The 21,431-nt window shown below is 31.4% G+C and carries 23 protein-coding genes; 3 read left to right on the top strand and 20 right to left on the bottom strand.

The features are described 5' to 3' along the window. Positions 1-51 precede the first annotated feature (51 nt). Positions 52-1,020 carry a tryptophan--tRNA ligase gene (gene trpS, locus Q4512_RS03335; protein WP_303421584.1) on the top strand — a complete coding sequence of 323 codons (969 nt, stop codon included), beginning with the start codon at positions 52-54 and terminating at the stop codon, positions 1,018-1,020. Here trpS and dprA read toward each other — a convergent pair. Beyond that, positions 1,017-2,120, bottom strand: coding sequence for a DNA-processing protein DprA (dprA, locus tag Q4512_RS03330; RefSeq protein ID WP_303421583.1), 1,104 nt, complete (start codon positions 2,118-2,120; stop codon positions 1,017-1,019). The genes trpS and dprA overlap by 4 nt on opposite strands. A gap of 104 nt (positions 2,121-2,224) precedes the next feature. Here dprA and Q4512_RS03325 point away from each other — a divergent pair, with 104 nt between their 5' ends. Continuing rightward, positions 2,225-3,163, top strand: a complete 939-nt coding sequence (locus Q4512_RS03325) for an SPOR domain-containing protein (RefSeq protein ID WP_303421581.1) — start codon at positions 2,225-2,227, stop codon at positions 3,161-3,163. Positions 3,164-3,343: 180 nt separating this feature from the next. Continuing rightward, positions 3,344-3,853 (top strand): acyl-CoA thioesterase, encoded by a 510-nt coding sequence (locus tag Q4512_RS03320; protein ID WP_303421828.1) that lies wholly within the window; start codon positions 3,344-3,346, stop codon positions 3,851-3,853. A 12-nt stretch (positions 3,854-3,865) separates the two neighbouring features. On the opposite strand, the gene Q4512_RS03315 is transcribed toward Q4512_RS03320, so the two are convergent. The 19 genes from Q4512_RS03315 to Q4512_RS03225 all read right to left on the bottom strand — a co-directional run bounded on the left by Q4512_RS03315 (position 3,866) and on the right by Q4512_RS03225 (position 21,425). After that, positions 3,866-5,098, bottom strand: a complete 1,233-nt coding sequence (locus Q4512_RS03315) for a murein hydrolase activator EnvC (protein ID WP_303421579.1) — start codon at positions 5,096-5,098, stop codon at positions 3,866-3,868. Beyond that, on the bottom strand, positions 5,098-5,868 hold the full coding sequence (locus tag Q4512_RS03310) for a DUF4292 domain-containing protein (RefSeq protein ID WP_303421577.1): 771 nt from the start codon (positions 5,866-5,868) through the stop codon (positions 5,098-5,100). The genes Q4512_RS03315 and Q4512_RS03310 overlap by 1 nt, the downstream gene beginning before the upstream one ends. Beyond that, positions 5,869-7,230 (bottom strand): lipopolysaccharide assembly protein LapB, encoded by a 1,362-nt coding sequence (locus Q4512_RS03305; protein WP_303421575.1) that lies wholly within the window; start codon positions 7,228-7,230, stop codon positions 5,869-5,871. 109 nt (positions 7,231-7,339) lie between these two features. Next, positions 7,340-8,359, bottom strand: coding sequence for a sugar phosphate nucleotidyltransferase (locus Q4512_RS03300; RefSeq protein WP_303421573.1), 1,020 nt, complete (start codon positions 8,357-8,359; stop codon positions 7,340-7,342). Positions 8,360-8,577: 218 nt separating this feature from the next. Beyond that, the gene (gene dut, locus Q4512_RS03295; protein ID WP_303421571.1) at positions 8,578-9,012 is read right to left on the bottom strand and encodes a dUTP diphosphatase; all 435 of its coding nucleotides are present in this window, start codon (positions 9,010-9,012) and stop codon (positions 8,578-8,580) included. Between the two features lie 49 nt (positions 9,013-9,061). Next, positions 9,062-10,525 carry an oligosaccharide flippase family protein gene (locus Q4512_RS03290; protein ID WP_303421569.1) on the bottom strand — a complete coding sequence of 488 codons (1,464 nt, stop codon included), beginning with the start codon at positions 10,523-10,525 and terminating at the stop codon, positions 9,062-9,064. 70 nt (positions 10,526-10,595) lie between these two features. Then, the gene (locus tag Q4512_RS03285) at positions 10,596-11,135 is read right to left on the bottom strand and encodes a hypothetical protein (protein ID WP_303421567.1); all 540 of its coding nucleotides are present in this window, start codon (positions 11,133-11,135) and stop codon (positions 10,596-10,598) included. A gap of 137 nt (positions 11,136-11,272) precedes the next feature. Further along, complete coding sequence (gene atpG / locus Q4512_RS03280) at positions 11,273-12,133, bottom strand: ATP synthase F1 subunit gamma (protein ID WP_303421565.1); 861 nt, start codon at positions 12,131-12,133, stop codon at positions 11,273-11,275. A 117-nt stretch (positions 12,134-12,250) separates the two neighbouring features. Next, positions 12,251-13,831, bottom strand: a complete 1,581-nt coding sequence (gene atpA, locus Q4512_RS03275) for a F0F1 ATP synthase subunit alpha (protein WP_303421563.1) — start codon at positions 13,829-13,831, stop codon at positions 12,251-12,253. Between the two features lie 66 nt (positions 13,832-13,897). Further along, the gene (locus Q4512_RS03270; protein ID WP_303421561.1) at positions 13,898-14,359 is read right to left on the bottom strand and encodes a hypothetical protein; all 462 of its coding nucleotides are present in this window, start codon (positions 14,357-14,359) and stop codon (positions 13,898-13,900) included. A 3-nt stretch (positions 14,360-14,362) separates the two neighbouring features. Continuing rightward, positions 14,363-14,899 (bottom strand): ATP synthase F1 subunit delta, encoded by a 537-nt coding sequence (atpH, locus tag Q4512_RS03265; RefSeq protein ID WP_303421559.1) that lies wholly within the window; start codon positions 14,897-14,899, stop codon positions 14,363-14,365. A gap of 9 nt (positions 14,900-14,908) precedes the next feature. Beyond that, positions 14,909-15,409 (bottom strand): F0F1 ATP synthase subunit B, encoded by a 501-nt coding sequence (locus tag Q4512_RS03260; RefSeq protein ID WP_303421557.1) that lies wholly within the window; start codon positions 15,407-15,409, stop codon positions 14,909-14,911. 92 nt (positions 15,410-15,501) lie between these two features. Beyond that, positions 15,502-15,690, bottom strand: a complete 189-nt coding sequence (gene atpE, locus Q4512_RS03255) for an ATP synthase F0 subunit C (RefSeq protein WP_013993139.1) — start codon at positions 15,688-15,690, stop codon at positions 15,502-15,504. A 36-nt stretch (positions 15,691-15,726) separates the two neighbouring features. Further along, positions 15,727-16,917, bottom strand: a complete 1,191-nt coding sequence (atpB, locus tag Q4512_RS03250) for a F0F1 ATP synthase subunit A (protein WP_303421555.1) — start codon at positions 16,915-16,917, stop codon at positions 15,727-15,729. Positions 16,918-17,013: 96 nt separating this feature from the next. Continuing rightward, positions 17,014-17,400, bottom strand: coding sequence for a DUF6168 family protein (locus Q4512_RS03245; protein ID WP_303421553.1), 387 nt, complete (start codon positions 17,398-17,400; stop codon positions 17,014-17,016). Beyond that, entirely contained in the window at positions 17,393-17,602 is a 210-nt protein-coding gene (locus tag Q4512_RS03240) for an AtpZ/AtpI family protein (protein ID WP_303421551.1), read from the bottom strand. The genes Q4512_RS03245 and Q4512_RS03240 overlap by 8 nt, the downstream gene beginning before the upstream one ends. Next, positions 17,595-18,014 (bottom strand): polymer-forming cytoskeletal protein, encoded by a 420-nt coding sequence (locus Q4512_RS03235; protein ID WP_303421548.1) that lies wholly within the window; start codon positions 18,012-18,014, stop codon positions 17,595-17,597. Before Q4512_RS03235 ends, Q4512_RS03240 begins: the two co-directional genes overlap by 8 nt. A 13-nt stretch (positions 18,015-18,027) precedes the next feature. Then, positions 18,028-20,601: a tetratricopeptide repeat protein gene (locus Q4512_RS03230; RefSeq protein ID WP_303421546.1), complete on the bottom strand. Its 2,574-nt coding sequence runs from the start codon at positions 20,599-20,601 to the stop codon at positions 18,028-18,030. Between the two features lie 116 nt (positions 20,602-20,717). Further along, positions 20,718-21,425 carry an ABC transporter ATP-binding protein gene (locus Q4512_RS03225; protein WP_303421544.1) on the bottom strand — a complete coding sequence of 236 codons (708 nt, stop codon included), beginning with the start codon at positions 21,423-21,425 and terminating at the stop codon, positions 20,718-20,720. Positions 21,426-21,431 lie beyond the last annotated feature (6 nt).

The following is a 21,431-nucleotide window of genomic DNA, read 5'->3' as shown; positions in this document are numbered from 1 at the left end:
TGCAGATTTAAGTTTAATTTAAAAAAATTTCCGCTTTCGCGGAAAGTGAACATGGCAAGAATTTTAACAGGAGTACAAAGTACAGGAACACCACATTTAGGAAACATTTTAGGCGCAATTATGCCAGCAATTCAAATGGCAGAAGATGTTAATAATGAGTCTTATTTATTTATCGCAAATATGCATACATTAACACAAATTAAAGATGCAGCACTATTAAGAGAACATACCTACTCGGTTGCCGCAACATGGTTAGCATTTGGTTTAGATATTGAAAAAACGGTGTTTTATAGACAAAGTGATGTGCCTCAAGTTACAGAGTTATCTTGGTATTTAAGTTGCTTTTTCCCGTTTCAACGTTTAACATTAGCACATGGTTTTAAAGACAAAGCAGATCGATTAGAAGATGTAAATGCTGGATTATTTACCTATCCTATGTTAATGGCTGCAGATATATTAGCATATGACGCCAATATCATTCCTGTTGGAAAAGACCAACTACAACACATAGAAATGACTCGTGATGTTGCTTCACGTTTTCATGCAAAAATGGGAGAAGCTTTTGTTTTACCAGAAGGAAAAATACAAGAAAACATCATGCTTGTTCCTGGTACTGATGGTGAGAAAATGAGTAAGAGTAGAAATAATTTTATAAATATATTTTTAGACGATAAAAAACTACGTAAACAAATTATGAGTATTGCAACAGACAGCACAGCTCTAGAAGATCCTAAAGACTGGAAAACCTGCAATTGCTTTGCTTTATATAAAATTTTAGCTTCGGAAGCAGAAATAGAAACCATGAAAGCCAACTATGAAAATGGAGGTTATGGTTATGGTCATGCAAAACAAGCTTTATTTGAATTAATCATTGAAAAATTTGCATACCAAAGAGAACGTTACAATTATTATATGGCTAATACAAAAGAACTAGATAATGCACTAGCTATTGGCGCAGAAAAAGCAGCTAAAGTTGCTAATGCAGTTTTAGCTAGAGTAAGAGAAAAAGTGGGGTATTAAATAACCTCAAACAACTTTCCTGGAAGTGGTCTAACAACACCTTTCAACTCCATATTTAATAGCAAGCCTGCCACTTTAAAAGTTGGCAGGTTACATCGCAAAGCAATAACGTCTAATTGTTCTTTTTCAATTTCCTTTAAGAAATCGTAAATCACTTTTTCTTGGTCGTCAAGCGTTACGAATAACTGTTTTTGTATTATAGGTTTTTGGTTGGCTTCTAATTCCCAATTTAAAATATAAGGGACATCTAAAGGAGTAGATAGCATGTGCGCTTTTTGGTGTTTTATTAAATTATTACACCCCATACTTTGGCTATCTGTAACCCTTCCAGGAACTGCAAAAACATCTCTATTATAAGAGTTTGCTATATCTGCAGTTACAAGACTCCCTCCTTTTTCTGCAGATTCTATTACAATAGTAGCTTGGCTAATCCCTGCAATAATTCGGTTTCGTTTCAAAAAATTATTTCTATCAAAGGTAGCAGAGCTCCAAAAATCGGTAAAAAACCCTCCGTATTTTTCTACTTCAGAAACATACTTTTTATGCGTTTTTGGATATATCTGATTTAAACCATGTGCCAAACAGCCTATGGTTTGTAATTTATGTTTTATTGCTGCTTTTTGTGCAGTAATGTCTGTACCATAAGCAAAACCTGAAACAATAATAGGATTAAAAACCGCAAGCTCCTCTACTAATTTTTCACAAAAAGCAATACCGTTAGTGGTTACTTTTCTTGCTCCTACAATACTAATTATTCGTTGTTTTTTTAAGTTAATATTTCCTGTTTGAAATAACAAAATAGGACTATCAATACAATGTTTTAATTTTTCTGGATATTCTTGATCTGCAAAATAATGACAACTAATATTTTCGTCTTTAATAAATTGTAGTTCTTTTTCGGCTTCCTGGAAATGGTTCGTTGCAAATAAATCGCTAATCACAATACTTCCTATACCATCAATTTTTAATAAATGCTGCTTCTTTTCCTTAAAAACAGCTTCCGCAGAACCACAATGTGCAATAAGCTTTTTTGCAGTTATATCTCCAATTTTGGCTACATGTTGCAAAGCTAAAACGTATAGTAATTCGTTATTATTCATTGTGTAGAATTTTTTCTATATCGCAAAGTAAACAAAAAAACATAATGTTAATAACTCATACCCCTGTTCTTTTTTCTAAAGTAAAAAATGTATAACTTTGTTTTATGCAATTAGAAACCTACATAAGCGACTTACTATATAGATATGACTGTGTTACTGTTCCTGGCTTTGGATCGTTTTTAACACAACGTGTTTCTGCGAAAGTACACGAGTCTACCAATGCCTTTTATCCTCCAAAAAAAGTATTATCTTTTAATGAGCAAATACAAAAAAGTGATGGTTTATTGGCACATTATATTGCTGATGTAGAGAAGATTCCTTTTGAAGTTGCACTTAAAAAAATTGATAAAAGAGTAAAATCTTTAAAGTCTTATTTAACAGAAGGAGAAACACTTTCTTTTGAAAACATTGGTGATTTATCGTTTAACAACGAAGGTAAAATGTTGTTTGAGCCATCTTATCATTTAAATTATTTAACAGATGCTTTTGGTTTAAGTCAACTGGTTTCTCCAGCAATTACTAGAGAAGTTTTCAAAGAAGAAGTAGAAACAATAGAAAAAGTAATTCCTATTACTATAACTCCAGAAAAACGTAAAGCAAGACCGTATTTAAAATATGCTGCAATTGCTTTATTGGCTTTAACTGCTGGTGGTTTAGTTTCTTCTAATTACTATGTAAACCAAATTAAAACGCATAATCAATTAGCACAAGAAGAAGCAAACACACAATTAGAAAACAAAATACAAGAGGCAACTTTTGTAATCGACAATCCGCTTCCAGCTGTTACGCTTACGGTAAACAAGCAAACAGGAAAATACCACATTATTGCTGGTGCATTTAGAGAGGAAGAAAATTGCGATAAAAAAGTACAGCAATTAAAAGCCGAAGGCTTTCATGCTAGAAAAATAGGCGTGAATAAGTATGGTTTACATCAAGTAGTATACTCAACTCATGCAGATAGATTAGAAGCATTACAAACTTTACGTGACGTTAAAAAAACGCATAATAAAGAAGCTTGGTTACTGGTTAAAGATCTTAACTAATTTACATAAAAATATTTTTATACTCATCCCTTACTTTATGGAGGGATGTTTTATTTTATTACACTTTTAAATATTACATACTAAAGGATTAAAAGGAGTGTTATTCTTTTTATAAAATTGTATTTCATACCTAGTAAACTCTAAAATCGTTTTACCTTTGTGCTTCATTAAAAAGACAAAATAGTTGTGAAAACACCAGAACAATCTAAAACGGTATTAACAGATTTAGTTTTACCTAGCGAAACCAATCCATTAAACAATCTATTTGGTGGCGAGTTATTAGCTAGAATGGATCGTGCTGCTAGTATTGCTGCAAGAAGACATTCTAGACGTATTGTGGTTACAGCATCTGTAAATCATGTTGCATTTAATCGTGCAGTTCCTGTTGGTAGTGTAGTTACTGTAGAAGCTAAGGTTTCTCGTGCATTTAAAAGCTCTATGGAGATTTATTTAGATGTTTGGATAGAAGACAGAGAGTCTGGTGATAAAACGAAGGCTAACGAAGCCATTTATACTTTTGTTGCTGTAGACGAAACAGGAAGACCTGTTCGAGTAGATGATATTCATCCGGAAACCAATCTAGAAAAACAACGTTTTGAAGGCGCTTTAAGGCGTAAACAATTAAGTTTAGTTCTTGCTGGAAAAATGAAACCTAATGATGCTACAGAGTTGAAGGCCTTGTTTACTTAATCTTAAATGTCGTTACATTTTAAAAATCCAAGAAGCAGGATTCTCTGTTTTAGAGTTATTAAACACACTAAAACTTAACATGGTTTGCCCGTTAGAAGGGTTCGTAAAAACCTCTCCTATCTCTTGTTTGGTAGTAACCTTATCCCCTTTTTTTACGTAAATTTTTCCAAGGTTAGAATAAGCTGTGAAATAATTACCATGACGAATTAAAACCGAAGGGTTCCCATTTTTAGAAGCTATAATTCTATACACTTCACCATTAAAAACCGCTCTTACTTTTGCCTCTTTTTCGGTTGCAATTCTAACACCATTACTTTGTATCATAATGGTTTTTACAATAGGGCTAGGTTGTCTACCATAGCGTAATTTTACAATTCCTTTTTCTACAGGCCAGGGTAATTTTCCTTTGCTAGTTACAAAACTATTTGCTAAAACCTTATCTTCTGGTGTCATCGCATAAGCAGAAGATTTACTGGTAGTTTTTGTTCCTGTTTTGGCATTCGAACTTGCAATCGCTTCTTTAATTATACGTTCAATTTCTTTATCAATTCGATTTGCTTCAGCTTGGCGACTTTTTATTTGCGATGCATATTTACTTAGATCTTTATTAATAGCATCCATTAAATTTTTATGTTGTTTTAGCTCTTTTTCTAATTCAACTTGTGCTATTTTATTCTCATTAATTAGCTTTTGTTTGTCTTCTTTTTGATTTAATAAAGCTTTGTTTATTACTTGTAATTCTGCCGTTTTAGTCTTTATAGATTCGCCTTGTTCTTTTTGGTATTCGGCGTATTGGTTAATGTATTTAACACGTTTATACGCTTGCTGAAAGTTGCTTGAAGACAATAAAAACATAACACGACTTTGCTCGCTTTTACTCTTATAAGAAGTAACAATCATTTTTGCATAATTATCTTTTAGTGTTTCTAATTCTTCTCTTAATTGGGTTATTTTATTTTGATTATCGTTAATTTCTCTAGTTAGTAAATTAGCTTGTTGATTGGTTATTTTTATTAAATTTCGGCGTACGCTAACTTTATAATTTAAATCTTCAATTACCGTTAATTGCGATTTTTGTTGTGATTTATTTTTAGAAAGTAAACTATTTATTTGTTGTATTTCACGACGTAATTCTTGTCTTCTATCTTCTAATTCTTGTTGTTTTTTACTTTGTGAAAAGGAAAAAGAAGTACAGAAAAATAATGCGACTAAAAGGGTTATTTGGTATGTAAGTTTTTGTTGCATTATTTAAGTATAATTTCATCAAATCCAGAAGGAATATTAAACGGAAAGCTTAGTTTTTCATCTAAAACAATAGACTTAAATTCTAAATGCAATTTAGTTTCTTCAAACGTTTCAACAGCATTTATTTGAATATGCTGCGGAAAGGTTTCTTTTTCAACTTCCTGATAGCTTGTATAATCTATTTGAAGCATACGTTTTTCTTTTGCTTGTGCCAATTGTTGGGAACTTATTTTAAAATGGGATGCATCTAAAATATAAAATAACTCGAAAGCCTTGGGTTGTTTTTTAGGATTTAATACGTAATTATTTTCTTGAGTTGACAGTTCATAATCCCCTTCATTTAAATCATATAATGCTTCACCTAAAAGTAGGTTTTGCACTTTAATAAAATCTAAATCCGTTCCTAATAAATCACTTAAATATTTATAATCTCCATCAAAATAAGTGTTATCTAATTTATTATAAAAACGCACTTTTTCTGGTGTAATTAAAACTTTAATAAAGCCTAGTTTACTCATCCAAATGGCTTTACCTTTTTCCATTCTAAAACTTACAGTGGTTCCCTGTGAATTTTCACCTTTAGAATAATCAATTTTAACTCTAGCAGCAAGTGTTTTAAAACTTGGATTCTGCTTAGTATTTTCTTTAATAAGCTGTTTTGCAGTTAGGTTTAAATTATTGTTTCCTGAGGTTACCGTTTTGGTAGATGAACAACCAAGGAACGCGAAAACGAAAAAAGAAAGGATGTAAATAAGGCGATTTGTATGCATCTAATTTGTAGATTCTAGTTGTTTTGCTTTATCACTAAACGTTTTTGCTTTATCGGTATTGTTCAATTGTGTGTATGAAATACTAATTTGCTTGTAAAAATCACCTTCCATTTTAGGATCGTCTATAACATAATCTAAACCGGTCTCTAAAACGCGTATCGCTTTTTCGGGCTGGTTTAGTTTGTTTTGAGCAACCCCATTTACCAAATAAAATATGGGTTGAGATGGGTATGTGTCTAGAGCTTCATTACTCATTTCTACCGCTTTTGAATAATTCTCTACATCTATATATAACAATAATACATTACGAATAACACCAAAGTTTTCTGGTGCTGTTTCTAATGCTTTTTCGTAATAGGTTAATGCATTGTTTTTTTCTCCTTTAGTTAAAAAATATTGTGCGACTTCTATGTTAGATTTCCCTTTTTCATCATCGGCAATTTTAGAAGTAATTTCTACCAACTTGCTTTCGTATTCTGGATTTTTAGATACAAATTTCACAAAATCGGATAATACCATCATTTTAGCCTCTGGTTTTATTAGTCTACTACTTAAAGCTATTTGCATAGAAGCAACAGCCTTTTCTGCCTCCATATCCTCTAAATAAAACTTGTACAAAGCAAGATGTACCATTTCGGAATCAGGGTGACTATCTAAGAGTTTTTTAGCAGTTTCAAAAGCTTTTTCTTTTTCATTATTTTCACTATACCTAAAAATTAAAGCAAGGTAATTTTTTTCTTCATCTGGATTTTCTTCAACTCGTTCTTCTAAATTTTTAATTTGCTCTTTTTTATTTCCTGTAGCGTTATAAATCATGTTTCGTACACGATCTCTAGTAATAGAAACTCCAAGTTCTGCATCCATCTCGTCTATAACTCGTAATGCTTCTTCATACTTTTTGGTTTTAACATATAACGTTGCTAAATCTTCTTTATAATCTGGATGGTATTTAACTAGTTTTTTTACTGTTTTTATTGCTTTTTCTAAATCGTTTTGTTTAGCATAAACCTCATATAACTCATCTAAATACCACTCATTATCTGGTTGTTTTTTAATTGCTTTTTGTAAAGCATCTTCTGCTGCTCCAAAATTTTTGAGCTTACTGTAGTTTTTTCCTAATTCGAAAAACAAAGCAGGGTCCGAATTATCAAGCTTTTCGCATTTTAGTAATGCTTCAATAGCACGATCATAGTTTTCTATTCCTTTTTGTTTTAAGGCTTCAAAAAAGAGTTCTTGATATGCATCTTCATTGTTTCCTAAATCGTCATCTGGTTTTTTATTAAAATCAACCTGAGCATAATTTACCTGCGGAAAAAGAAGGATTCCGAAGGTAAAAAGTACTATGTATAGTTGTTTTTTCATGTTTATTTCCCATTAAAAAGGGAATCTTTTTCTTTTAAGTTGGCATCGCTTATTGTTCCAAACTCGATTTAATTACATTCATGAGATTCCTGCCTGATGAGGAACTTAGCTATTCCAAAATAGAATAATCACCAATACTAATTTTGGTGAATTTACCATCGTATTTTACGTGATTACCAATCATAGCTTCGTCTAAATTAGCGTTTTTTATGCTTGTATGGTTTTGTATTAAACTATTTTTAACGCTTGTATTTTCTAATGTACAATTATTACCAATAGATACATTTGGTCCTATGGTTGTATTTATCAGTTTTACATTTTCGCCAATAAAACAAGGTGCTATAATTTTTGCGTTTTCTAAAGTTACGGAATCTGAAATTAATTGTTCTTCATTATCGGCTTTTAAAAAGCCTAACATTCTTGTATTTGTTTCAATGGTAACTGCTTTGTTTCCGCAATCCATCCATTCATCTACGGTTCCTGTTTTAAAGATTTTACCTGCTGCCATCATGCGCAAAATACCATCATTAATTTGGTATTCGCCACCATTCATAATGTTTTCGTCTAAAACTTCTTGTAATTTTCCTTTTAAAACGGCAACATCTTTAAAGTAATAAATACCAATAACTGCTTGGTTACTAACAAAGGTTTCAGGTTTTTCGACTAGCTCTGTAATGTTGTTTTCTGCATTTAATTTTACAACACCATAGGCTTCAGGATTTGCTACTTTTTTAGTCCAAATTACAGCGTCTGCTTCTGGGTCTAAATTAAAATCTGCACGAATTAAAGTATCTGCATATGCGATAACTGCTGGGCCAGAAAGGGAAGGTTCTGCACACATAATTGCATGACCAGTTCCTAAGGGTTTATCTTGTCTGTAAATAGATGCTTTTGCTCCTAGGCTTTCTGCCAATGCTTTTAAGCTAGTAACAACATCGTCACCAAACCAAGCTGGATCACCAAGAACAAATGCAACTTCTTCTATTGGTTGTTTTAAAACTTTAGCTATGTCTTTTACCAATCTATGTACTATTGGCTGTCCTGCAACAGGAATTAATGGTTTTGGCACTGTTAAACTATGTGGACGCAAACGAGAACCTCGTCCTGCCATTGGTACTATTATTTTCATATTCATGCCTGCGTAAGCAGGTATCTTTTAATTGTTATACTAAAATCTTTATTTATTGTTATTGAATTTTCAGTTTATGCTTAAACTTAAATAACTGATATTCATTTTTTAATGTTATTTATTATACTAATAAAAACTCCATTCGGTTTATTTGTCAGGATATAGACACACCATTTTTTCGTAATTATAGATTATGAGATTCCTGCCTTTGCAGGTGTTTATTTTACTCCTGTGCTTCCAAAACCACCTTCTCCTCTATCGGTTTCAGAAAGGCTCTCAACTTCTACCCATTCTGCTCTTTCATGTTTTGCTATTACTAGTTGTGCAACACGTTCTCCATTTTCAACAGTAAATGTTTCGTTTGAAAGATTTACTAAAATAACTCCAATTTCTCCTCTATAATCTGCATCTACAGTTCCTGGAGCGTTTAATACTGTAATTCCTTTTTTTGCTGCAAGTCCACTTCTTGGTCTTACTTGTGCTTCAAAACCTATTGGTAATTCTATAAATAAGCCTGTTTTAACGATGGTTCTTTCTAAAGGCTTAAGTAGTATAGACTCTGTGATATTTGCTCTTAAATCCATTCCTGCAGAGGCTATGGTTTCATAGTTTGGTAATGCGTGACTGGATTTGTTTATTATTTTTATTTTCATGATTACTTTCCGCGAAAGCGGTAATATTCTGTCTTTCTAAAGCGAAAAACTATTTATTAATGAATATTCTTTTTAATTCTTTTTTTTCCAATTGGAAAACGAGACCTAAAAATACAATTATTGCAGCAATTCCTATAAAATAATTCCCTCTAAATCTATAAAAACATAAAGCTGAAAAAAGAATGGAAACTAATAGGTACACTGTTATTTTTTTTATGTTATATGGAATAGGGTAATATTTTCTTCCAAAATAATAGGAAGCAATCATCATACAAGCATATGCGGTAAGTGTTGCAATTGCCGAACCTTTATAACTAAGTATTGGAATAAGCCAAAAATTTAAAGCTAAGGTTAATATTGCTCCAAAGACAGAAATATATGCTCCGTATTTTGTCTTATCGGTTATTTTATACCAAACGGATAGGTTGTGGTAAATGCCTAAACAAAAATTTGCTAATAATATAATTGGAACAATCCACATGGCTTCCCAATATGCTTCATTACCAATAAAAATAATTTTTAAAACATCGGCAAAAACAATTACGGTTAATAAAATTACAGAACCAAAGATGACGAAGTATTCTAGAATTGTAGCATAATTTTTTTGAGGGTTTTTAGTTTTCGCATGACTAAAAAAGAAAGGTTCTATTCCTAATCTGTATGCTGTAGCAAAAAGCGTCATAAATAAAGCTAATTTGTAACATGCAGAATACATACCTATTTCGGTTTTTGCAATACTTTCTGGTAAGAGTTTATCTAGTAAGATTCTATCAAAAGTTTCATTTACAGAAAATGCAACGCCAGCAATTAAAACAGGAAATGCATAACGCATCATTTCTTGCCATAGTTTTTTATTGAAGGTATACTTTATTTTGAAATAGAATGGAAGCATTAATAGTAAGGTTATTGCACTTGCTATTAAATTGGCAATAAAAATATAATTGATTTCGAAATCTGGTTTATAAATAGCTGCAAATACTGAGGATTCTGAAGCTAGTTCTTTTAACCAAAGTAAAAAGAATAAATTTAACCCTAAATTGATGACCACGTTTAGTATTTTAATTACTGCATATTTCATTGGTTTTGCATTTGCTCGTAACCAAGCAAAAGGTATGATGACTAATGCATCTAAAAGTAAAATCCAGATTACAAGATTTATGTATTCTACTTTAATATCTATTAGGTTTGCAATGTGGTATTGAAAAGCAAATGCTAGAAAAAAGAAAAGTATAGAGCTAATAATTAATGAAATAGCAGAAGTTCCAATAACTTTATCTTTGTCTTCATCTTTATTAAAAAACCTAAAGAATGCAGTTTCCATTCCGTAGGCTAATATGACATTAAATAATACGAAATAAGAAAATATTAAGGAAACATCGCCATAATCTGCAACTGTTTTTAAAACACTCTTATCTGTATGCAAACGCACTAGTAAAAAACTTAACATTCTTGGTAGCACAGTTGCTAATCCGTAAATGAAAGTTTGTTTGAAAAGTGTTTTTAATGCGCTCAAGAAGCTTATTTTTTATGCGTATAAATATACCAAAATATGTAATAGAAACGGTTTACAATACTAAATAGTATTAACGCTGTGGTGGAGCACTTGGGTATTCGTCTCTAGGTTTTTCTACTATTTTTTCAATTTTATAGTACTTGATAGTATTATCCTCTTTAAAACGAATAACACATTCATCATCTTTTAATTGAAAAGGGAAGTTAGCTTTATTTGGTATTTGGTTACCATATTCTGCATTCTTCTTGGTACTCATTATTATGTCTTTTTTTTGATTTGCTGTTGTTTTAAAGTTTGCAACATAACCAGATTTTACAGCTTCTAGTTTTGTTTTCATACCTCTAAAATAAGCAGAATCAAACACGGTATTTTTAACATTCTTTTCTATAGGGATTAATAAAGTGATACCAGCTCCGCCCCCTTTAACTCCAGACACCCAATGTTTAAAATAGGTTTCCCCTAACGTAAAAGATGGATTATTTTGAAAATCTTGCATTGCTATCTTACTGGATTCATTATTATTGGTCTGTTTAGCGCTAGAACAATTCGAGAAACTGGTAAAAAGTAAAAGCATTAAAAGCGATAGGGTTGATGTTTTAATTAAACGCATGACTATAAGTTTAGTTTTTATAAAGATAGTGAATCAAATAGTGTTCCATAAAAAAAGCTCTACTATAATAGTAAAGCTTTTTGATAAGTTATAAAAAGACCTTTCGACTGCGCTCAAGGTAAACATTTTAGTAATCTTTAATTGTTCAAAGCTTCCGCTCCACCAACGATTTCTAAGATTTCATTAGTAATTGCGGCTTGACGTGCTTTGTTGTAAGTTAATTTAAGTTGATCTCTTAGTTCTGTAGCGTTATCTGTTGCTTTATGCATTGCAGTCATACGTGCTCCATGCTCACTAGCAAAAGAATCTCTAATTCCTTTATATAATTGTGTCTTTAACGACTTAGGAATTAATTGTTCTACGATTTCAAGTTTTGATGGTTCAAATATATAATCTGCATTATTTACTGCTTCACCTGCAACTGGAACAATTGGTAAAAACTGTTCAGTCATCACAATTTGTGTAGCTGCATTCTTAAACTTGTTGTAAACAATTTCAATTTTATCAAATTCCCCTGCAACGAATTTTTCCATTAGCATTTCTGCAATTTCGGATACGTTATCAAAAGTTAAATCATCAAAAATAGTGCTCTTATTGTCTATTACAATTCCTTTTTTAGAAAACGCATCGTTCGCTTTTTTTCCAATCGCTAAGACAGCTATTTTTTTACCTGCATGTACATTAGAAATTAAGTTATTTGTTTGTTTGATAATGTTAGAATTAAAAGCACCACACAAACCTCTATTAGAGGTTATAGCTACAATTAATACATTATTAACTTCGCGTTCTTCGGCAAATTTACTTCCAGAATCTGCATCTAAAGTTGCACTTAAACTTTGTAAAAGTTCGGTTAACTTATCTGCATAAGGTCGCATTGCAGTAATAGCATCTTGCGCTTTTTTCAATTTTGCAGCCGATACCATTTTCATGGCACTAGTAATCTGCATCGTTGAAGATACTGAAGATATTCTGTTACGTATTTCTTTAAGATTAGCCATTCTTTATTTTTATAAAGACTCTTCGACAAGCTCAGAGTGACATTAATTTTATTAATGAAAATTTAGAGTTATGAGCGAGAAGAATTCTTAACTAATAACTCTAAATTTAAAACTTTTTTATGCTCTATATTTAGCAGAAAGGTCTTTACAAACAGACATTAATGTATCTGTTACCTCATCTGTTAATTTACCTGCTTTTAAAGTATCTAAAACACCTCTATGTTTAGCGTTTAAGAATTCTAAGAAATCTCTTTCAAATTCTTTAATTTTATTTACAGGAACGTCTTTTAATAAGTTTTTAGATCCAGCATAAATAATTGCTACTTGATCTTCTACTGTAAACGGTTCGTTTTGTCCTTGCTTTAAGATCTCTACGTTACGTTTTCCTTTTTCAATTACATTTAGAGTAACCGCATCTAAATCGGAACCAAACTTAGCGAAAGCTTCTAACTCACGATATTGTGCTTGATCTAATTTTAAAGTACCAGATACTTTTTTCATGGATTTAATTTGTGCATTACCACCAACACGAGATACAGAAATACCTACGTTAATTGCTGGACGAACACCAGAGTTAAATAAATCTCCATCTAAGAAAATTTGTCCATCTGTAATAGAAATTACGTTCGTTGGAATATATGCAGATACATCTCCTGCTTGCGTTTCAATAATTGGTAATGCTGTTAAAGAACCACCACCTTTTACTAATGGTTTTAATGACTCTGGTAAGTCATTCATTTCTTTAGCAATAGCATCATTATTAATCACTTTTGCAGAACGTTCTAATAAACGAGAGTGTAAATAGAATACATCTCCAGGATACGCCTCACGTCCTGGTGGACGTCTTAATAATAAAGATACCTCACGGTAAGCAACGGCTTGTTTTGATAAATCATCAAATACAATTAAAGCTGGTCTACCAGTATCTCTAAAGTACTCACCAATAGATGCTCCTGTAAAAGGTGCATATACTTGCATTGCAGCAGGATCTGATGCATTTGCAGCTACTATTGTTGTGTATGCTAAAGCTCCTTTTTCTTCTAAAGTTTTAGCAATAAGTGCTACTGTTGATGCTTTTTGACCTACAGCAACATATATACAATATACAGGCTCCCCTGCATCGTAAAATTCTTTTTGGTTTAAGATAGCATCAATACAAACTGCAGTCTTACCAGTTTGTCTATCACCAATTACCAACTCACGTTGCCCTCTACCAACTGGAATCATAGCATCAATTGCTTTAATACCTGTTTGTAATGGTTCGGTTACTGGTTCTCTATAGATAACTCCAGGTGCTTTACGCTCTAAAGGCATCTCGTATGTTTCGCCAGTTATTGGTCCTTTACCATCAATTGGGTTACCAAGTGTATCTACAACACGACCAACAATACCTTCACCTACTTTTACAGATGCAATACGATTAGTACGTTTTACTGTAGAACCTTCTCTAACTCCTACTGAAGTTCCTAAAAGTACAATACCTACATTATCTTCTTCAAGGTTAAGTACGATACCTTCTAATCCGCCTTCAAATTCTACTAACTCACCATATTGTGCGTTAGATAATCCGTAAGCACGTACAATACCATCACCTACTGTTAATACTGTTCCAACTTCGTCTAATGAAGCGCTTGCTTCAAAACCAGATAGTTGTTGTTTTAAGATTGCTGATACTTCAGCTGGTTTTACTTCTGCCATCTTTTTTATAATTAGATATTAGACGTTATACTCTAGATGTTAAACATCTTTTGAATAACTCTTTTTTTAATTTAATTCTGTTCTCTTTTTTGAAAATTCAAAACCAATCTTTTTGGATACGGTTTCTAAATTATCTTTATTAATGGTTCCGTCTTTATTAATAACTTCTCCATTATATAAAATTTTATACGTTTTTTTTGACATCCCCATAGCACTTAAACTTGGATGTGATTCTGCTTCAAAATAAATTGTTTCTAAATCTTTAGACATTAGCTCAAAATACACGACTGTTCCATTTGGATTAGTGTCTCTTCTTAAATTAGGGTCTGAGTAATATTTATACTTTAAATAAAACAACTCTTCTCCTTTTAAGTTTGAAATTATAAAAGAATCATCAGACAATTTATCTTCTTCTGTAAGAACGTATTCTACTTTATCTATAAAAACTTTACCTTTCTTAATTTTTACCTTTTGTGCTGTTACACTAAAAGTAAATAAGATGAATAAAAATGGTATAATAGTTTTCATAAATTAATTAATAGTAAACTCTCTTTTAAGTTTATTTAATTGGTTAGCGATACTTGCATTGTATTGTGTATCTCCAACGCGTAAAATGAAACCACCTAAAATGCTTTCATCTACTATATTTTTAATTGCTGTTTCTTTACCTGTTAGCGCTTTCACTTTAGCTAAAACTTTTGCTTCTAAAGCTTCTGTTAAAGGAACTGCTGTTGTAACTATAGCAATTTGACTTCCTTTTTGTTGCTCGTATAAAGAGATAAACTTAGAAGCCACTTCTGGTAATAAATCTGTACGCTTATTCGTTATTAGTGTATCTATTAAATTAACCGTTGCAGTATTAATCCCTTTAAAGATTTCTAATAAAGCTGCTTTTTTTACAGTCGAACTAATTACAGGACTATAAAGCATGTCTTTTAAGTCTTTACTTTGCGCTACTGTATTATTAATTAGCTCCATATCGTTATTTACAACTTCCGCTGTATTATTATCTGTAGCTAAACTTAAAACTGCTTTTGCGTAACGTATTGCTGCTCTTTCTCCTGCCATGATTTAAACTTAGTTTAATTTAGCATCATTTAACATAGACTCTACTAATTGTAATTGTTTGTCTTTGTTAGATAATTCTTGACCTACTACTTTTTCTGCAATTTCTATAGATAAACCTGCTACGTGGTTTTTTAATTCTGCCATAGCTGATTTCTTTTCGCTTTCAATAGCACTTTGCGCTTGAGCAATCATGTTGTTTGCTTGCGTTTGTGCTTCTGTTTTAGCGTCTTCAATCATTTTATTTTTTAAATCTCTTGCTTCTTTAAGCATAGATTCGCGTTCTGCACGTGCTTCTTTTAATAAGTTAGCATTATCTGCTTGCAGATTTTGCATTTCTAATTTTGCTTTTTCAGCAGCATCTAAAGCTCCTTGGATTCCCTCTTCTCTTTCTGTTAGAGAAGTCATGATAGGTTTCCATGCAAATTTCACCATTAAAAAGATTAATAGTAAAAGTAGTATCGTTTGTACTACAAATAAACCTGGTGAAAAATCATTTAATAACTTATCCATTTCTAAATGTATTTAAATTTTTTCTTTTTTAATTTAATAAACACAACCTGTAACCAACCGTTACAGGTTTGTGTTATTAGTTTGCATACTGCTTATTTTCCTAAGAATAAAGCACCGAATGCTAATCCTTCTAAAAGTGCTGCAATAATAATCATTGCTGTTTGGATTTTTCCTGTTGCTTCTGGTTGACGAGCAATACCTTCCATTGCTTTTCCACCAATTTGACCAAGACCAATTCCTGCTCCGATTACGATTAAACCTGCTCCAATTAAATTGTACATAATAATAGATTTATAGTTAAATTAAAAAAACTCTTGTTAAATGAAATCTCCGCGCACATCTTCTGCGTCCGGGATTTCGTGACCATGATCATCATGATCATGTTCGTGATCGTGCTCTGCTACAGCCATACCAATAAACAATGCAGATAGCATGGTAAAGATATATGCTTGTAAGAAAGCAACTAATACTTCAATTAATGTTATAAAAAACGATAATACTAATGATAAACTTGTTGCACCTACAACACCTAAAGATTTTTTAAGCGTAAACATAATTGCAATTAAACTCATTACAACTATGTGTCCTGCAGATATATTTGCAAACAAACGTACTAATAATGAGAATGGCTTAATAATTAATGCCCCTGCTAATTCTATAATCGCTAAAACTGGACGAATTAAAACAGGTACTCCTGGCATCCATAAAATATGCATCCAGTAATCTTTATTACCACTTACAGTATATATTATTAATGTAAATATTGCTAAACATGCCGTAACTGCTAATTGCCCTGTTACATTAAAACCAAATGGTGTTAAACCTAATAAGTTTAAGATCCAGATAAAAAAGAATACGGTTAATAAATACCCTGTAAATTTTCTGTAGTGTTTTTCACCAATGTTTGGTCTAGAAATTTCGTCTCTAACATATAATACTAAAGGCTCTAAAACTCTACCAAAACCTGTTGGCACTTGTCTCTTTTTATATTGTCTTGCTAAACCGGAGAACCAGATTAACATTAATAGCCCTATTAGTAAAACACCAACTACACTTTTAGTAATAGAAAAATCTAAAACTCGATGTGCATTAGTAGCATGGTGTGTTTCATCGAAAGCTACTGTTGCTGCTCCGCCATCTAACTCGTATATTTTTGAATGAATCTTCGCGAATTTTAATCCGTTCTTTTCTACAATTACATGTCCATCGTCATTGTGGTGAAACTCTGAAGACATAAAAGTTGTTAAGCCATTACTCGACCATAATATTACTGGAAGTGGAAATCCAAAGTGTTTACGTTCTCCTGTATCACTTGTATAAGAGAATAGTGAAAAATCATGCGAATCTTGAATGTGATGCAAAATATACGCTTCTACTTCTTCTTTTGTATCTACTTGACCTCCTGTATTTTCAACAGGATCTGTAGTGTTTTCAGCCATTGCGAAAGCACTTACGAAAAGCATTAATACTAGTGAGTAAAATTTAAAAGTTTGTTTAGCTACCTTCATTGTTAAAAAAATCAAAAAAACTGTGTTTTTAAATTCGGTGCAAAACTACGGAAATTATTGAAAAAACAATTACTTTTTTCTCAATAATATTTAACGCTATTTTTTACTTAATATCTTCGCTATGAAATAGACTTCCAAAAAAAGAAAAAGAAAGACTGGAATTAACAAATTAAAGGCTTCTATTTTACTTAAACCACCTGCTTTAAATACTGTATTTTTAAAGAGTATTGCAAACAACATAAGCTTAGTTATAAAGGTAAACATATACACAAAACCTAATTGTTGATCCCATTTTGAACTTTCTGAAAGTACTGCAAAGCCAATACAAATGAGTAAGGATATTATAAAATGGAATAGATAAACAGAAAACAACGGAACGCTTAGTATAAGATTTAAATCTTTTAAACTAGATAAGTGAATTGCATAAGAGATTGCAAATAGCATGGTAAAACCGATACTATAGAAAACGATTTTTTTAATCATTATCCTTATTATCTTTTGATATTTTTAAAACCTGACTAATTACTAAATACATAGAGATAAAAACAGCTAGAAGAGTAATTGTATTTTCTAGATATGTGGTTTGATATTTAATATCTAGCCAATTACCTAATAGGTTTCCCAACCAAATGGTTGCTCCCATTTGAAATGCTGTGGAAGTAAACCTTAAAAACTTACTAGGCACTTTGCCCTTTTTTTAATTTTTGTGAATTTTTACTCGTATCTAATTCTTTTAAAGCACCTTTCATTACACAGTTTACATTAAATGTTGCTCCAGGTTCTACTTCTAGTTTTCCTAAAACCACTTCTCCTTCAATATGTGCTGAAGATTTTAGAGTTAGTGTACCTGTTAATGTTAAATTTCCTGAAAACTTTCCTTCAAAATATGCATCAGACCCTGTTAATGTTCCATTGATAACGCCCCATTTTCCTACTACTATTTTTCCAGGAGTTTTTAAATTCCCCTCAATAGTTCCATCTATTCTTAAATCGCCTTCACTAGAAAAGTCTCCTACAATTTTGGTTCCTTTTGCAATAATATTTTGGCTAGAAGAATTTTCGTAAGTATTTCTTTCTTTTTTATTATCTGAAAACATGACTCTTATTTTATTATTGGTGCTCTTTAATATATTCGTCCAAATTTTTATGAACCTGAACAATTTGATAATTTGGAGAGGAAATTGCTATGGATGGCTTGGTTATTTTATATCTATCCTCATCTCTTAATATGTAAGCAAACCCTTTTGCTCCATCTATACTTTTTAAACCATGTACTACAACAAATGTTGTTTCTTGATCATATACATCTGTTGAAGTAGTTAAGTTATAATGTGAAATATTAGAGATTACTTCGTTTAATGTTTTTACAAAGCTAGACATATCTTGTGTGTTAGCTGTGCTGAATTTATACAACACTTTATAATTACCATTTAAGCTATCTGAGGCAAACTCTTTTTTAGCAAGTTTTGGTAATGCGTTGCTAGACAACTCTTGTGCTTGTTTTCCTTCTGGAGTGTTTGCATAATTAAGTGCTACAAAATTAATTGCTTTTTTATACGCTTCATAACCATATAAACGACCAGTCGCTGTTGCTTTAAGGAGTTCAAATTTAGAAACTATGGCTTCTGCTTCAAAAGCAGTAATATAGTTATCTATATTAGAAAGTACTTGTGCATACTCTTGATTTCTAAATTGATTGTATAGATTTTTATATATGGTTTCAGGACTATTTTCATCTTCTAGATTTGCTGCTTCTGGATTGTTTAAAATAGTAGCGTATCTAGAATCTGGGTAATTGGTTGTTATATCTTTTTTGGTAAAGTTAGCTTCCCCTTCGTCTCCTAATAATTGATAAATCTTATACAGGTTATATTTTGTAGGAAGGATTAAATTTTCTTCTGGATTATTATTTAAAAGCTGGGTGAATTTACTTTTAGCTAAAGGATATTCTTTAAACTTCTCTTTATATATTAAACCTAATTGGTAGTATGCAAAGTTTCTTTCTTTTACAATGCTATCTACTACTTTTTCTTCGGAAGGAATTTGGTCTATATAAAATTGAGGATTATATAATTCTTCTTCGGAAGCATTTGTTATTGTTGGATTTGTTTCCGTGGCGTTTATTCTTGAGTTTTTATTACTAGACCACCTCCAATCGTCTTCTAATTTACGATCTCCCCAATCTTTAATAAATTCAGATTTACCATAAGCTACCGTAGTTGTATTATAAAAATAAAAAGAAGATCCTTTACCTGGAGTTGGACCACCTCTGGATCCTTGTCCTCCACCTAATGCAGATTGTGTTTTACCAAAGTTATTATTAGCAACTGCTATACCTTTGTTTCTTTCTGCAGTTTCAAGTCTTTCTTTTTCTTTTTCTGCTTCTATTTTAAGATTTTCTATATGTGTCTTAAAATAAGCTAACTTCTCTTCTTTAGACAAAGAAACTAATTTTAATATACTATCGTTATTTTTTGCTATATCTTCATATAAAATAACATCTTCAAGATTGTCTCTTTTGCGTTTAATTACTCTGTATGGCTTGGTGTTTACGACCATATTAGTCATAGTACTGTCGTAATAATCCCCTGCACTTTTATATGCAGCAGCTATGAATTTCATATCACCAATAATCTCATAGTTTTTCGCTTTTAAAACTTTATCTTTAGAGTTGGTTCTTAGCGATTTATTATAATAAGCAAGTGCTAAAGAATCGGATTGATTTGTTAAATGATATTCGGCAATTTGATGATAAATTTTATCTAAATAAGGTCTGTTCTCTCGGTTTTCTTCTAAATCTGTAAGTAACTCTAAAAACTCAAGTTTGTTTCCTTCGTTATAGTCGAAATTTTTTGCTTTTTCAATATGCGCACTAATAAGGTACATTCGTGGTGTACTTCGATTTAGATCTATAACTCTATCGAAAGCAATATTAGCACTGTCTTTGTCTCCTAAAGCGTTGTATAATTGCCCTTGTATAAAACGATATCTTCCACGTTCATCATCACTTTTGGTTGCGTTTGATGCGATGTCTATTTGTGTAAGTGCGCTATCTAAAGATTTTGTGTTTATATATGCCTGTGCAAGTATAGAGGTTGCATCTGCTAAATCTTGATCTTTTAATTCTTCTTGATCTAAAAGTCTTTTTAAGTTTTTAATAGCAAGCTCTTCATTTTCTAAACGAATATTCGCTTTTTCTCTCCAAATTTTAGCTTGGTTTATTTTATTACTTGTTGCGTATTTGTATAAAATATAGTTAAAAGACTCTAATGCAGGAACAAAACGTTGGTCGAAATAACGAGCTTTTCCTAAAAGTAAATAAGCTTCGTCTATTTGGTAGTTATATTCTTTTCCTTGAATATTCATACCATGTTTTTGGATGGCTTTTACTGCTTTTTCTTCAGCTCTACTAAAGCTTTCATTTTTATTTTGACCAGGAAGAGTTACCTCTTCAAAAACCTCCATTCTCTCTATTGGAAGGATTTCCCAATAATTATCGGTATAACTTTGGTTTAGGTTTTCTCTGCCTTCTTCAAGCGAATTAAAGCCATTAAAAAGTGTATTGTCTCTTGCAGCAAGTGCGTGATAATTTCGGCTAATAAAACTATTCTTTTTTCTAGAACAACTTGTTATTAAAGTAACAGAAACTAAAAGGACTAATATAATTTGGTATCTTGTTTTCAAAAGTTGTGTATTTAATCAAATAAATAACTATAAACTCAGGCAAATATTATATAAATACTGCATAAGCACGTAAAAATACGCATCTTTTTTAATTTAGCTATAAAAACGAGGTGTTTTTAGATTTTTTCTATTCCTGCAAAGTGTGCTTCCAGCTCTTTAAGGGTTTCTTGACTTGTAACAAGATCTTTAACTATTTCTCCTTTTTCTAGAACAACAATACGTTCGCAAACATCTGTAACATGCATTAAATCGTGGCTAGAAATAAGTACTGTTACCCCTTGTTTTTGTGCTAAATCTTTTACTATTTGTTTTAGTTTTATTTGGGTTGTTGGATCTAAATTAGCAAAAGGTTCATCTAAAATAATTACTTCTGGATTACCAATAAGTGCAGCAACTATTCCTGCTTTTTTTTGGTTTCCTTTACTTAAATCTCTTAGATATTTTTTCTGACCAAGGATTTCACCATGAAAAAAGTCTTCGAAATTAGAGACTAATGCATCTACATCTGCTTTATTTTGGCCTCTAAGCTCACCAATAAAATAAAAGTATTCTTCTGCTGTTAGGTAACCTATTAAAAAGCTTTCGTCTATAAAAGAAGAAGTAAAAGGTTTCCAGTCTTCACTTAGATTTACCTGTATGTCATTGTTTTTTATATGTCCCGTTGTTGGTTGAATTAAATCTAGTAACAAACTAAAATAGGTGGTTTTTCCTGCGCCATTATTACCAACCAAACCAAAACTTTGTCCTTTAGGAATATTTAAACTTTCGATATTTAAAACTTGACTTGTATTATATTTTTTAGAAAGATTTGTAGTAGTTATCATCTTGTT

It is taken from the genome of Oceanihabitans sp. 2_MG-2023 (genome assembly GCF_030547245.1).
Taxonomy (GTDB): domain Bacteria; phylum Bacteroidota; class Bacteroidia; order Flavobacteriales; family Flavobacteriaceae; genus Oceanihabitans.
This window is presented reverse-complemented; position numbering and strand designations above follow the sequence as displayed.

Bases quoted from the DNA above. Each gene is read 5' to 3' on its own strand.
- trpS (WP_303421584.1), top strand. From the start codon at position 52: ATGGCAAGAATTTTAACAGGAGTACAAAGTACAGGAACACCACATTTA.
- dprA (WP_303421583.1), bottom strand. From the start codon at position 2,120: ATGAATAATAACGAATTACTATACGTTTTAGCTTTGCAACATGTAGCC.
- Q4512_RS03325 (WP_303421581.1), top strand. From the start codon at position 2,225: ATGCAATTAGAAACCTACATAAGCGACTTACTATATAGATATGACTGT.
- Q4512_RS03315 (WP_303421579.1), bottom strand. From the start codon at position 5,098: ATGCAACAAAAACTTACATACCAAATAACCCTTTTAGTCGCATTATTT.
- Q4512_RS03310 (WP_303421577.1), bottom strand. From the start codon at position 5,868: ATGCATACAAATCGCCTTATTTACATCCTTTCTTTTTTCGTTTTCGCG.
- Q4512_RS03305 (WP_303421575.1), bottom strand. From the start codon at position 7,230: ATGAAAAAACAACTATACATAGTACTTTTTACCTTCGGAATCCTTCTT.
- Q4512_RS03300 (WP_303421573.1), bottom strand. From the start codon at position 8,359: ATGAAAATAATAGTACCAATGGCAGGACGAGGTTCTCGTTTGCGTCCA.
- dut (WP_303421571.1), bottom strand. From the start codon at position 9,012: ATGAAAATAAAAATAATAAACAAATCCAGTCACGCATTACCAAACTAT.
- Q4512_RS03285 (WP_303421567.1), bottom strand. From the start codon at position 11,135: ATGCGTTTAATTAAAACATCAACCCTATCGCTTTTAATGCTTTTACTT.
- atpG (WP_303421565.1), bottom strand. From the start codon at position 12,133: ATGGCTAATCTTAAAGAAATACGTAACAGAATATCTTCAGTATCTTCA.
- atpA (WP_303421563.1), bottom strand. From the start codon at position 13,831: ATGGCAGAAGTAAAACCAGCTGAAGTATCAGCAATCTTAAAACAACAA.
- Q4512_RS03270 (WP_303421561.1), bottom strand. From the start codon at position 14,359: ATGAAAACTATTATACCATTTTTATTCATCTTATTTACTTTTAGTGTA.
- atpH (WP_303421559.1), bottom strand. From the start codon at position 14,899: ATGGCAGGAGAAAGAGCAGCAATACGTTACGCAAAAGCAGTTTTAAGT.
- Q4512_RS03260 (WP_303421557.1), bottom strand. From the start codon at position 15,409: ATGGATAAGTTATTAAATGATTTTTCACCAGGTTTATTTGTAGTACAA.
- atpE (WP_013993139.1), bottom strand. From the start codon at position 15,690: ATGTACAATTTAATTGGAGCAGGTTTAATCGTAATCGGAGCAGGAATT.
- atpB (WP_303421555.1), bottom strand. From the start codon at position 16,917: ATGAAGGTAGCTAAACAAACTTTTAAATTTTACTCACTAGTATTAATG.
- Q4512_RS03245 (WP_303421553.1), bottom strand. From the start codon at position 17,400: ATGATTAAAAAAATCGTTTTCTATAGTATCGGTTTTACCATGCTATTT.
- Q4512_RS03235 (WP_303421548.1), bottom strand. From the start codon at position 18,014: ATGTTTTCAGATAATAAAAAAGAAAGAAATACTTACGAAAATTCTTCT.
- Q4512_RS03225 (WP_303421544.1), bottom strand. From the start codon at position 21,425: ATGATAACTACTACAAATCTTTCTAAAAAATATAATACAAGTCAAGTT.